This window comes from Orenia metallireducens (assembly GCF_003001995.1).
Classification (GTDB): Bacteria; Bacillota; Halanaerobiia; order Halobacteroidales; family Halobacteroidaceae; genus Orenia; species Orenia metallireducens_B.
The window spans coordinates 16,052-29,395 of sequence record NZ_PVNB01000038.1 but is presented as its reverse complement, the minus strand read 5'-3'; the positions used below and the strand labels follow the sequence as shown (position 1 = coordinate 29,395).

Annotated in this window: 13 protein-coding genes; 10 read left to right on the top strand and 3 right to left on the bottom strand. The window is 32.9% G+C overall.

Annotated elements, in window-relative coordinates:
* The 5 genes from BX659_RS17200 to BX659_RS17180 all read left to right on the top strand — a co-directional run.
* On the top strand, positions 1-1,642 hold a 1,642-nt coding region (locus tag BX659_RS17200; RefSeq protein ID WP_143786689.1), incomplete at its 5' end, for a DUF342 domain-containing protein.
* 369 nt (positions 1,643-2,011) lie between these two features.
* Positions 2,012-3,247: an RNA-guided endonuclease IscB gene (gene iscB / locus BX659_RS17195; RefSeq protein WP_097019485.1), complete on the top strand. Its 1,236-nt coding sequence runs from the start codon at positions 2,012-2,014 to the stop codon at positions 3,245-3,247.
* Positions 3,248-3,309: 62 nt separating this feature from the next.
* Positions 3,310-3,663, top strand: a complete 354-nt coding sequence (locus BX659_RS17190; RefSeq protein WP_097019484.1) for an STAS domain-containing protein — start codon at positions 3,310-3,312, stop codon at positions 3,661-3,663.
* Between the two features lie 225 nt (positions 3,664-3,888).
* Complete coding sequence (locus BX659_RS17185; protein WP_097019483.1) at positions 3,889-4,632, top strand: ParA family protein; 744 nt, start codon at positions 3,889-3,891, stop codon at positions 4,630-4,632.
* A complete protein-coding gene (locus tag BX659_RS17180; protein WP_097019482.1) occupies positions 4,625-4,999 on the top strand; it encodes a ribbon-helix-helix domain-containing protein in 375 nt (124 codons plus the stop codon). Before BX659_RS17185 ends, BX659_RS17180 begins: the two co-directional genes overlap by 8 nt.
* A 261-nt stretch (positions 5,000-5,260) precedes the next feature.
* On the opposite strand, the gene BX659_RS17175 is transcribed toward BX659_RS17180, so the two are convergent.
* On the bottom strand, positions 5,261-5,428 hold the full coding sequence (locus BX659_RS17175; protein ID WP_097019481.1) for a DUF362 domain-containing protein: 168 nt from the start codon (positions 5,426-5,428) through the stop codon (positions 5,261-5,263).
* 305 nt (positions 5,429-5,733) lie between these two features.
* Here BX659_RS17175 and modA point away from each other — a divergent pair, with 305 nt between their 5' ends.
* Positions 5,734-6,546, top strand: a complete 813-nt coding sequence (modA, locus tag BX659_RS17170) for a molybdate ABC transporter substrate-binding protein (RefSeq protein WP_097019480.1) — start codon at positions 5,734-5,736, stop codon at positions 6,544-6,546.
* A 103-nt stretch (positions 6,547-6,649) separates the two neighbouring features.
* On the opposite strand, the gene BX659_RS17165 is transcribed toward modA, so the two are convergent.
* Entirely contained in the window at positions 6,650-7,027 is a 378-nt protein-coding gene (locus BX659_RS17165; RefSeq protein ID WP_172432007.1) for a HEPN domain-containing protein, read from the bottom strand.
* Entirely contained in the window at positions 7,017-7,361 is a 345-nt protein-coding gene (locus BX659_RS17160) for a nucleotidyltransferase domain-containing protein (protein WP_097019478.1), read from the bottom strand. The genes BX659_RS17165 and BX659_RS17160 overlap by 11 nt, the downstream gene beginning before the upstream one ends.
* 361 nt (positions 7,362-7,722) lie before the next feature.
* Between BX659_RS17160 and BX659_RS17155 the strand changes: the two genes are divergently transcribed.
* The 4 genes from BX659_RS17155 to BX659_RS17140 all read left to right on the top strand — a co-directional run bounded on the left by BX659_RS17155 (position 7,723) and on the right by BX659_RS17140 (position 13,319).
* Positions 7,723-8,847 carry a hypothetical protein gene (locus BX659_RS17155; RefSeq protein ID WP_097019477.1) on the top strand — a complete coding sequence of 375 codons (1,125 nt, stop codon included), beginning with the start codon at positions 7,723-7,725 and terminating at the stop codon, positions 8,845-8,847.
* Positions 8,848-9,641: 794 nt separating this feature from the next.
* Entirely contained in the window at positions 9,642-10,790 is a 1,149-nt protein-coding gene (locus BX659_RS17150; RefSeq protein ID WP_097019476.1) for an aldose epimerase family protein, read from the top strand.
* Positions 10,791-11,153: 363 nt separating this feature from the next.
* The gene (locus tag BX659_RS17145) at positions 11,154-11,993 is read left to right on the top strand and encodes a carbohydrate ABC transporter permease (RefSeq protein ID WP_097019475.1); all 840 of its coding nucleotides are present in this window, start codon (positions 11,154-11,156) and stop codon (positions 11,991-11,993) included.
* A gap of 30 nt (positions 11,994-12,023) precedes the next feature.
* Positions 12,024-13,319 (top strand): ABC transporter substrate-binding protein, encoded by a 1,296-nt coding sequence (locus BX659_RS17140; RefSeq protein WP_097019474.1) that lies wholly within the window; start codon positions 12,024-12,026, stop codon positions 13,317-13,319.
* Positions 13,320-13,344: the final 25 nt, after the last annotated feature.

Sequence of the window (13,344 nt, the reverse complement as noted above, 5' to 3'; positions counted from 1 at the left end):
TAAAAAGGTCGATGATTGGGTTATCTTATCTGAGGATAAAGAGATTAGGGTCGAGGTTATAAATCAAGAGGCGGTTTCAGATATTGAAATTAGAGTAAGTGACGATAAATTAGCTGGTTATCTAAAGGTTATTCAAAAGGCAGGCCATCAATTTGAGCCGAAATTAATTGAATCTAATCCCAAAGAATATATGGTTGTAGCCGAGAAGATTACAGATATTAAGCCTTCTAAAGTGGAGTTAGATGATATCTATAATAAGCTAGCAGAACTAAAGATTAGCTATGGCTTAAAACACAATAACATACAAAAAGCTTTAAAAGAACCTAATCAAGAAGTTTTAATTGCTGAAGGTAAAGAGGTTGTTGCAAGTAAGGATAGTGAAATTAACTATCTTTTTAATGATAGGCAAGAAGCAGTAGATGATTCTAAGGATAAGGTCGATTACTTTACCATTAATCAGGTCTACTCGGTGCAAAGAGGAGAATTAATAGCTACTAAAGAGCCCAAAATGCTAGGGGAAGCTGGCTATACTATCTTTAATGAAAAAATAGAGGTTAAGCCTCCTAAAGATATAGAATGGTTAATAGATGAAGAGAGTGTAGAGATAATAAATGATAAAGCAATAGCTCTTAAGGAAGGACGTCCTACTATAGATAAAGGCAAACTTAGTGTATTGGAGATATTTGAGGTCAGTGGTGATGTCGATATGTCCGTTGGTAATATCGATTTTCATGGTGATGTGATAGTAGGTAGAGATGTCTGTGATAACTTCAAGATTAGAGCTACAGGTAAGATTATAGTAGGTAATAATGTTAGTAATGCCTATTTGGAGTCAGAGCAAGGGGTAGAGGTTAAAGGGAACATCATTGGTAGTGAAATTATTGTAGGTAAGTTATCTGTTTATTATAAGAAAGCCCATGAGCACTTAAGCAAGTTATTAGAGAGAATTCAGCTGCTAGATTTAGCCTTAAAGGAGCTAGTCTCTAATCAAGCCTTTAAGACTGAAGATATTAAACTCAAAGGCTATAAGGCAGTTATTCAGATTCTAATCAGTAGTAAATTCACTGACCTTTATGACATATTGAAAAATTTTGATAAGTTAAATCAAGATATAGACCAAGATGAACTATTTGAAGAGCTTAAATTATTAAGTGCTAAGCTAAAGAAGCTCTTTAATCTGACAGGTATCTGCTATATCAACACCTTAAGTGAGCTAAATGAATTAAAAGAGTTAATCAGTCTAGCTACTAATATCTTAGCTTCTATTAAGGTTACTAAGCCTGAGATCACAGCTAAGTATGTACAAAATTCTACGTTAACAGCTAGTGGAGATATCTCTATTTTAGGTGAAGGGGTTTATAATTCTCAATTAAGCTCTGATGCTAAGGTAGAGATAAGTGGCAACCCTGGTTTCTTTAGAGGTGGTAAGATTAAAGCCGGAGAAGATATAAGGGTAAAGGAGCTAGGTAGTTCATCAGGTAGCCAAGTTGAAGTAATTATACCAGAGGACAAGAAGGTAATAGCAGACAAGCTATTTATAAATGTCTCAATAAGGATAGGCGATAAAAAGTATAAATCCCAAAAAGATTTGGATAGAGTATCTGCCCATCTAAATGATTCAGGTAAGCTAATCTTATTTTAATTTGATAGGAGCAAGTAAATAGCATCTAAATATATGCTCAAAAGTTTATAGAAATAGAAAAATATACTTATAGTCCTAACATATTATAAGTATGTTGCTATTGACTTGCTTTCAAGCGTAAGTGAGTGTTTTGTTACGAAAGTACATTGCACAATGCCTTCGTGTCTTTTGGACACTTTGTAATAAAAGGCGTTCACTACGATTATATAGAAAGTTAAAAACTTACCCTTGGATGTATCCTTCAGTCTGAGGCTCTAAGAGTATGGCTGGATGACCGACTTCTAGTTAGGTGAAGTCAAACACTCAAATACATGAACTCTATATTGTCATTCGCAAGAAGGAAAATTCCCAAAAGGAGAATTGTCAGAGATGACTAAAAATTATGCTTTTGTTATTGATAAAAATGGTAAAAGCTTAGCACCAACCAATATTAATAAAGCATGGATATTGATACGTAAGAAAAAAGCTACTTTAGCCAACAAATATCCTATGCTAATTCAGTTAAATTATGAAGTTGAAGAAGATAAGCAAGAATGTCAATTTATTTGTGGAATAGATGATGGAAGCAATCATGTAGGTATTGCCATAGTACAGAAATGTAAAACAAGAAATAAAGCTGTATTCAAAGGTACTATTGAGCAAAGAAAAGATGTAAAGGGATTAATAGATACAAGACGTGGATATAGAAGGTATAAAAGAAGTCATAAAAGATATCGTCAACCTAGATTCGATAATAGAAGTTCATCTACAAGAAAAGGCAGAGTTGCCCCTAGTATATTACAAAAGAAAGAAGCTATTATTAGAGTTATAAACAAATTAAAAAAATGGATTAATATAACTGAATTTCATTTAGAAGATGTAGCGATAGATATAAGAGCTTTGACAGAAGGAAAGAAACTTTATAAATGGCAATATCAAAAGTCTAATAGATTAGATGAGAATATAAGAAAAGCTGTTATCCTCAGAGATAAGTGTAAATGTATGGAATGTGCTAAATCCAACTGTATGTTAGAAGTTCATCATATCGTGCCAAAAAGGTTACAAGGTGCTAATAGTCTAAGTAACTTAATTACATTATGTAGTAAGTGCCACGATAAAACAAAAGGTATTGAAGAAAAATATATTGAACATTATCAGAAAATGATTGATGGGAATAATGTGAGGTTTGATTATGCACAACACGTTATGCAGGGCAAAACTTGGCTTAGAAAGGAACTAAGTAAATTAGGAAAACTTATTCTAAGTACTGGTGGAGATACTGCAAATAAGCGAATAGATTGGAATATTGAAAAAAGTCATAGTAACGATGCTATTGTGGTTGCTGATTTAAAGGTTAATAATGATGAATGCGATATAAAAGATTGGATAATTAAGCCTATGAGAAGAAAGTCTAAAACTAAAGTAGAAGAATTAAAGGGTTTTAGACATAGGGATTTAGTTAAATATACTAAACGTAATGGAGAAAGTTATATTGCCTATATAACAGCATTATATCCTAATAAAAAGCAATGTAATATGACTACAATAGAAGGAAAAGTTTTAAAAAGGTATGGAGTTAAACCTTTGAAATTATTATGGAGGTTTAATAAGATATATTGGTTTTAAAAAAGTGTATAAGATATACCTTTAAACATATTTTAGTATATTTCAAAGAGGAGGTAACTAAGATGAACATTGAGATAGAGAAGAGAGAGGATATAGCCATTATCAATATGCACGGGGAGTTAGATATGTCTACAGTCGATGATTTAGTAGCTAAAACTAAAGAGTTGACTACTAGCTATAGTAATATTATCTTTAACTTTGCAGGCATAGAGTTTGTTGATTCAACTGGAATCGGTAATATTATTAAGATATTTAAAGATAATAACAGTGATAATTATCTAATTACTAATTTAAGTTCTGATGTTGAAGAGATCTTTTATATTTTAAATTTAAAAGAATTATTAGGTGAAAAGAGATTTACCAAAAGTCTAGAAGAGGCCCTTAATTTACTACAGGATAAACAAGAAGATAACTAATTATCTTAAATGTAAGTGTTTAAGCAAGCTTAGCGGGATAAAACCACTAAGCTTGCTTTTTTATTTAATATTTATTAGCAAAACAAGAATAACTAAACTTGAAAGAGGAGTTTTAGCTGCTATCTATAATTAATATAATACACAACACAAAGTATAACACAAGGTATAACACAAAACACAACACAACAAATAACACACAGCATAATTTAAAAGGGGGTTTAAAACTTGCATAAAATAGCTATTTATAATAATAAAGGTGGTGTAGGTAAGAGTACTATTGCTGTTCATTTGGCTGATGCTTTAAGAAGAATTGATTTAAAGGTATTGTTAGTGGATTTGGACTCTCAAAATGATTGTAGCTTATTTTTAGGCTTGAAAGAGGAGCCAGAGAATACTTTCTTTAATTTAATTGATTACCGTTATCCTGCTAACTTATCGGAGTGTGTAACAGAGGTTAGAGAAAATCTAGACCTATTGACCAATAGAAATTATGAGTTAATTGAGAAGGACTTACATAGGGCTACTAGAATTGATAACTTCTTGGACAAAGCTCTCAAAGACGCTGCAAAAACTTATGATTATCTAATTATTGATTGTAGTCCTAGTCGCAGTATCATAAATAGTGCTATCTTATTTTATGTAGATAGTATCATTGTCCCTACTCAATTAGAGGTTGCTAGTATTAGAGGTTTTAGTGATATCTATAATTATCTTAATGATTTGGAGATTGATACAGCTAAGATTAAATTGGTTGTACCTAATATGTTCGATGCTAGAACCAAGGAATCTCAAGATAATTTAAAGGAGCTGGAATCTATCTTTGAAGAGGATATCTTAACTGAACCGATTAATCGAAGGACTAAGATAACTGAAGCAAGTAAGGCAGGAGAGACTATCTTTGAGTATGATACCGATACTCAATTGGAGCAATTTTATAATTTAGTAGAGAGGGTGGTTAAGCTTGGCTAGTACAAAAAATCCATTTGCAGATTTAAAGAAACAGGTTAAGAAATCAAAGGAGACTAAAGAAGAGTCTACTAAAAGTAGTTTTTTAGTGAAGGAAGAGGAGATTGAAAAGAAAGATAATCAGAACACAACTGCTAACACAAAACACAACACAAGAACAGCTATAAATAGTGATAAAGTAAAGGCTGATCAAAAGAGCTCAATTGTAATTTTTGAGAAGAAATCTGATGAGAAGGTAAGAAGGAATTTTTATGTCAATAAAGGCTTGGACAAGGAGTTAAATAAATTAGCTAAAAAGACTGGTAACTCAAAATCGGAACTGGTAGATATCGCAATTGAGTTTTTGATCAATAATTATAGGACAAAATAAAAAATCTAGGATCTTCACCCTAGACCTAAGTACCCTTAATATCTAAAAAATCAAGAGTAGAGCATAACATAAAACACAACACAAAGCATAACACAACTTAAAACACAATCTATAACACAATAACCTCTTTAGCTTAAAGTAAACTTGGCTGATAGTAATGCACAACTAGTGTTTAGTAGCAGTAAAGAGCTTGACTATCTGAAATTTTAGACCTTAAAACAAGAAAAAACTCAGTGGCTAGCCACTGAGTTTTTTATATTACTACTCTACAATTGCCTCTACTGGACATTCGCTAGCACAAGCACCACAATCGATACATGCATCAGCATCGATTTTAAATTGAGTATCACCTTCAGAAATAGCTTCCACAGGATAAGTGCTTTCACATACACCACAAGAAGTACACGCATCAGTAATTGAATAAGCCATTTTATACACCTAGGATATACTAGTACATCTGAATAAATTAACATTATAATGTAATTTATTTCAACAACCTAACATAGTGGAGGTATAAATAATAACTATGTAGTGTGAACTGTTTTGCATTTTTTAGTTATTTAAAACAAAAATTTGACAGATGGCCTCTATCCAACTATAATTAATGATATTATTAACACCAACTTAACACAACTGAGTTAGTTTTATGATTGACCTAATAACAGATGAAAAGAATTTTTAGCTCTCAATATTTAATTATAAGTCTATCAGATTACAAGGGAGGATAAGTACTAATGAAAAGATTGATAATTTCAGTTTTGCTATTAGTAATGATGATAATGGCAGGCTGTCAAGGGAGTGAAACTACTAGCAGTAGTGAGCCAGTAACGATTAGAGTCATGGCTGCTGCCAGTTTGACCGAGGTCTTTAATGATTTAAAAGCTGCTTTTGAAGAAAAATATGATGATGTTAAATTAGAGATTAATTATGCTGGAAGTCAGGCCTTATACAGTCAGATTAAATCGGGAGTGAGTGCAGACATCTTTGCTTCGGCCAATATCAAATATATGAATCAATTAGATCAGGCTGATATGGTGGCTGATCCTACTATCTTTGCCCGTAACAAGCTAGTTATCGTTGCTTCTAAGGAGTCTGCAGTCGAGATTAATGGGATTAAAGATTTATTACAGAATGGCATCAGTCTAGTAATTGCTGATAAGTCAGTGCCAGTGGGTAGGTATACAGTCCAGATGCTAGAAAAACAGAGTAGGAATCCTCAGCTACCTTCTGATTATCAGGAGAAGTTCTTGGCTGCTATAGTCTCTAAGGAGTTGGATGTTAAGAGTGTATTAGCTAAGGTAGAGTTAGGTGAGGCTGATGCTGGAGTGGTCTATCAAACCGATGCCAATGCTAGTAATCAGGATAAGGTCAAGGTGGTTGATATCAAGGATCAATATAATGTTATTGCTACCTATCCAATTTCACCATTAAAAGATATTAGCTCAGCCCATCAAGCGGCTGCTGCTAAGTTCTTAGATTATCTTTATTCAGATAAGGGAGGAGATATCTTAGAAGGGCGTGGCTTTATTAAAGTGAGTCGAGATTAAAGTTAGTTCTTTTCAAAAAATAAACTTTACTCAAGCTTTTTATTGAATATATAGTTAAGACTCTACCATCTAGGTAGAGTCTTTTTTTGAAGTTTTTTAGAAATTAAATATTAAGTTTACACTTTATAAAGATAAATATCTCTTCAGCCATTTTAATAGCCTCTAGAACTGTAGATTTATCTGGTTGAGGCCATTCTGTAGGATACCTAAATTCTACTGCATAAGGTGTTAATTCTTCTGCATAATCGATAAACTGATTAAAATCTCTATCTATATTAGCAGCTATCATTATTAGTCTTCTTAAATCATGAGTTTTACTAAAAGATTTAGTTTTATAAATTATAAATGCTTTTAAAGCTTTTTCTGCTGTTTGTTGAGTGTGATAGATAGCAGTATCTAATAAGTCAGCTTCATTGAGAGTTTTAGCAGATTTTAAATCATGTTCAGCCTTTTTCAACCATGCTTCTATACTAGCACTCATAAAGTTTCTTCCCTTCTTTGACAATATGGTTACAGAAGCTAAACTCATCTTCGAGTAACTTCTGATACTCTTCTTGGGTATAAACTATAAGATCAGTTGGGGTCATGATTCCTCTTAAGGATTTATACCCCTTAACTACTCTCTTATGAGGATTTTGTTCAGATTCTTTAAGTACAACCATTATATCTAAATCACTATCTTCATTAGGAGTTCCCCAAGCATACGAACCAAAAAGATATATTGATTTAATATTAGGATGATAAGCTATAAGCAGACGATTAACAATAAGAGATATCTCATCTGATGTAATTAAGCTATCAGCTTTAACTTCCATAGTAATCCTCCTTTGCTTTACTTATATCTTATTATACCATTTTATGCTCAAAGCATTAAGCTCAAATCAAAGAAGTTGACTAATTGAAATTTTTACTATATAATTAGGACAAGTTTACTTCATTTTTGAACAAATACATACAAAAAACTAAAAACACCGTGCTACCAACACGGAGTTTTTAAAGTAAGGTTTCCTAAAAAAAAACGATTAGAGCCCGTTTTGGAAACTTAAGTATCAAATTTGTATCTATATGATACCATATAGATACGGATTTTGTCAAGGAGTTAGTTCTTGTTAAAAAGTGACAAAGGATATTTAAGTTTAGGAAACCTGCTCAAACTACTTGGGGAGGTTGTTTTTTATGCCAATTATTGCAAAACTACAAGAAGAGATTAAAACTATAAAGACTCAACAGCAATTGATTAATTTTCAAAGTAGACTAACTGCTTTAAGAGAGAAGGATCAGCTCAACTCTCAGGCTGCTAAAGAATTATCGGTAGCGGCAAGGGATTATTTTGAATTTATCGAGGATTATCATAGAACTGAGAATGAAGATCAGCAATTAGAAAGTGAGCTTCAGGACTCTAAAATTATAGATTATAGCCAATATAGTGATGTAGAGCTGATAGAGGATGGAGCCTTTATGCCCTTTTTGCAGTATCAATTTGCGATACAGTGGAATTATCAGATGACTCAGACGATGTTCAATGTCTATTATGCAATCTGCTACCATGCTAACAGTATTGGAGAGGTAGAGGGCTTAGCTACCATGGAGATAGCAGAGTTTATCGGTCATAGCTCGGACTCTAAGGTAGTCAAAGCCATTGCTAAGCTAGAACAGCAACAGTTAATCACTGTTAATCGTGATGAAGTAATCAACTCTTATCTAATTACAGGCTATAAGCAGTCCTTTGTTAAAAGTGCTAAAGGGGCTTATAATATGCCTTTGGAGATGTTTAGAAAGCTACAGAGCTATAACCTTAAGCATTATAGATTAGTCTGGTATCTAGTAGCCCATAAGCACCATATGCCTAACAATACAGCAAAGAGTGGGATTAAGCAAGCTACCTTAAAGAATATCACCAATTCCGTCAGCTTTAAGGAGCTTCGTCAACTGATTGCCGATTTGGCAGGGGTGATCTTTGAGGCTGTAGATAATTTCTGGACTAAGATTAAGCGGGTATTAATGAAAACCCTTAGACTGACCTTTAACTTTATCCAATTAGGGATTGGAATTAGCGAAGATACTGTTGAAGAGGTGGAGAGTCATCATCTATATGAGAGAATCAAGTCTATTCTAGTCAATATGAGTATTGATAGTACTAAGAAAAATATCAAGCAGGTAATTAAGAAGGTGGAAGAGGTCTCTGAATTTGTGTTTAATGAAGTTGAAAACTTATCTAGATTACCTCATATCTTTTCAAAATATAATACAGTTAACTGTTTATTGAAGCTTTTGGAGAGTAAAGCTCAGGCTTTAAGATAATTTAAGCACTCTAAACATAGGATATAGAGAACAACCAAGGGGGTAGTCTGTCCTTTTGGTTGATAATTATAGATTTAGGGATAACCATAGCTATTTTTAACTATGGTTATCCTTTTTTTAGTACAAATATAAATTTATAACTACAAAATCACCTATGTAACTGCTAGATGAAGTTAATATTTTTAATTAGAGCTGTAAACTTATACTTAATATTTATTTTCTCTTTAAAATCTTTTTATGTAAGAGCAAGCAGTGACTAAAGCTGTGTTGACTAAGGTTAGCTTCCTATCAATTCAATTAAAATTGGTCAGTAGCTATTTAACAGTAGTAAGCTATTAATTAAATTTGGATTTAAAATTAAAGAATTAGTTTAGCAGATTAAATTTATATCTTAATATTTACCACTTATTATATAATTTAATAATAAATTAATTTATTGACATCAGACAAAATATTAATTATAATAAGGGTGTAAATTGATATTTTTGGATATTAATTTATATTATTCTATTTTTAATATAAGTTTATAATTAAAATAAGTCTAGTTAACTTTATTTTTTGATACAACTTGTACGGATAACCGATTAAACGGATATCCGCTTAAGTTTTAGGTGATTGGATATAAGATTATAAGATTATAATAAGAGTCCACAACAAACTGAGGAATCCTTGTTTCTTAGCTTGAGTGTGGATTTTGTCTTTTTTGTTTCTAAATTTATCTTCAACAGAGAGGAGAGGATAACAGATAAGATTGAGATTAATTAACAAATAATAAAACAGGGGAGGAAGATAATTTGAATACTTATGACAATAAAATTAACATATTTGTGGTGATCTTTAGCTTGACCTTGGTTCTATGTCTGTTGAGTAGTATAACAATGGCGGCAGATATGAAGGTGAAAATGGAGCATTGGGGTGAGACTCAAGGTGAGCAGGTTTATCTTTATACAGTAACTAATAGTAGTGGAATGAAGCTTAAGGTTACTAATTATGGAGGTAGAATAACTGCACTTGAAGTACCCGATAGAAGAGGAAAGTTAGTTGATGTAGTTTTAGGATTTGATAGCTTAGAAGATTACTTAAATAAGCCTAGTAATTTTGGAGCAGCTATTGGTAGATACGGAAATAGAATTGCTGATGGAAGCTTTACTTTAGGTGATAAAACTTATCATATTGCCCAAAACAATGGTGATAATCATTTACATGGAGGATTTATAGGCTTTGATCAACGGGTATGGAATATTAAAGTTGTTGAAAAATCTAACGAGGTATCTTTTGTCCTAACTTATTTAAGTAAGGATGGAGAGGAAGGATATCCAGGAAATTTAGATATTAAAATGACTTATACCTTGACAGAGGATAATGCTCTACAGATAGATTATCAAGCTAATACAGATAAGACTACTATTGTTAACTTAACCAATCATTCATACTTCAATCTTAATGGAGCAAATAGCTCTGCTATGAATCATAAATTAATGATAAATGCAGATTACTATACTCCTATAGATGAAGAATGGATACCAACAGGAGCTATCGAGCCAGTAGCTAATACTCCAATGGATTTTAGGGAAGCAACTAGAGTTGGTAAAAGGTCTAATCAAAATTTCTGGCAGTTAAATAATGGTGCAGGATATGATCATAATTATGTACTTAATACTGCAGGAGACTTAAATCAAGTGGCAGCTACCTTGTATGAGCCAGCTACAGGTATTTTGATGAGAATGTATACTGAAGAGCCAGGGGTACAATTGTATGCAGGTAATTTTCTTGATGGTTCTATAACAGGTAAGTATGGAAGAGTGTACAAAAAGCATTATGCTATCTGTTTAGAAAGCCAACATTTCCCTAACTCACCTAATGTCCCGTATTTTCCTTCCACAGTATTAAAACCAGAAGAAACATATAGTACTACAACTATTTATGAATTTACCACTAAATAAACCGCTTTAAACTTTTAAGAGGATATTTGTAATAAAAAAGAGTCTGGCTAAATTTAGCCAGACTCTTTTTTATTATGGAGTAAAATTTTATTATTGTAAAGTTTTATATAGTCATAAATAACTAAGTTTTATATGACCATATAAAACTCCTTCTAACTCTGAAAATTATTATATACTCTTGCTAGATTAGTTATTTTTAACATAAATTAAACCTTAATTTAATAATTTTGCAACAAAAGTATATTAGTATATTAGACAGAAGAGCTCTAGACGTCTATATCTCTTCTGTCTTGTTGATTTTTATCATTGGGATAACAGCTTAATTTAAAGATCTTATTTATTAAACTAGAAAGAGGTGCAGTAATGAACCATATTTATCAGAAGAAACTCAATCAATTTATCAAATATCTACTTATCTTTATAGCTATTCTTTGGACAGTGTTTCCTATATATTGGATGCTTAACAGCTCTTTTAAGACGAGGGTAGAACAGTTCTCTATTCCTCCAACCTTCTTTCCAAAGAATTTTACCTTTGAGAACTATACAGCATTATTTACTGAACTTAATTTTCAAAGTATGCTAGCAAATAGTCTAGTCATCTCCCTAGTTTCAACTGCTGTTGCTATCACTATAGGTGCTTTAGCTGCTTATAGTCTCTCTAGATTTGACTTTAATGCTAAACCTTTTGTTTTAGGATGGATTTTAATTACTAGAATCTTTCCACCTGTTACCTTTGTAATACCTTTTTATACAATCATGAATCAAATTGGTTTATTAAATACGAGAACAGCTCTCATACTATCTTACATAGTCTTTAACCTACCTTTCTCTATCTGGATGCTAATCAATTTCTTTAATGAAATTCCTGTCGAGATTGAAGAAAGTGCTTTAGTTGATGGTGCTAACCAATTTGAAATCTTTTATAAGATTGCGTTACCCTTAACAGCACCTGGGATAGCTGCAACAGCAATCTTTAATGTGGTAATGTCCTGGAATGAGTTCTTATATTCCTTAATTTTTGTACAGACCCCAGACTTACTGACTCTGCCTGTAGGCTTAGCAGGGCTAGTAACTGAATATAAAATCTTGTGGGGACCAATGAGTGCGGGAGGGGTGATATCTGTAATACCAATCATTATCTTTGTATTGTTTATGGAGAAGCATTTGATTAAGGGATTGACATTGGGATCGGTAAAAGGATAAAAATATTATAAGCTTTTAAGGAGGATTTTAATGTTAAAAAAAGAGATTAGTTTATCTTTAGTAGTGATGTTAATAATAGGAGTTGTATTTACGCTAACAGCTCAGACAGATGCTTGGTGGATCTTTGGTGGGGATCAACAAGAGGAAGTTAAGGAGATTATTGTAGCAGCTCGGACTGGGTCAATGGCCAAGTCTTTAGAAGAACTTAGTAAGGAGTATCAGCAGGAGAGTGGAACTAAGGTCGTAATCACAGCTTTACCTTATAGCTCCTTATATGAGAAGGTAAGTATGGATATTAGAAGTAGATCTGGAGCCTTTGATGTGATTATGATGGATGATCCTTGGATGCCTGAGTTTGGTCAAAAAGGCTTTCTAACTCCCTTAGATCAGTACTTTCCTGAAGGTCCTGATCAAGATTTTATTGATAAGTCAATAGCTTTATGTAAGTACCCTTATGCTAAGGGTAAGTTGGTAGCTTTACCACTAGTAGGTAATGTACAATTATTCTTCTATCGTAAGGATTTAATTGAAAAATATCAGTTAGCCAAGCCTAAGAGCTGGGATGATGTCTTAACAGCTGCTGAGGTGATAACTAAAAAAGAGCAAGGTACATATGGATATACCATTAGAGGGCAGCGAGGAAACCCTGTTGTTTCTAACTATTTACCACTCTTTTGGGGTTATGGGGCTAAAGTCTTTGATGATAAGATGAATCCTCAAGTAAATTCAGCTGAGGCCAAAGCAGCCCTTAAAGCTTATTTAAAACTAAAAGATCTAGGTCCTAAAGGGGTAGAGGCTTATAATAGTGATCAAATCGCTACTGCTTTAACTCAAGGTAGAACAGCGATGACCGTTGCTTGGCCTTCTTGGGTCTCTATGGTTGATGACCCTAGTAAGTCCAAGGTGGTAGGAAAGGTTGACTTTGCTGTAATGCCAACTACGGACAAGGCCGATTCTGCCGCTATGATTGGTAACTGGCTATTGGGTATCCCAGCTTCATCTGAGCATAAAAAAGAGGCTGCCAAGTTTTTAAAGTGGGTTACTAGCAAAAAAAGTCAGAAGAAGATGGCTTTAGTAGGTGGAGGTGTACCAACTAGAGTAAGCCTCTATCAAGATCAAGAATTGGTTGAGAAATATCGTCAATTTCCTACTCAATTAAAGTCTTTACAACATTCAGTGGCCAGACCTCGGACTCCATTATGGAATAAAATCGAGGATCAATGGGGCTTATATCTATCTAAAATAATCTCCAAAGAACTAGATATTGATACAGGATTGGAGAAAGCAAATCAAGCAATAGCTAAGATCATTAAAGAGAATAATTAAAGAATTGAGGGGGGCTTTAGTCTCC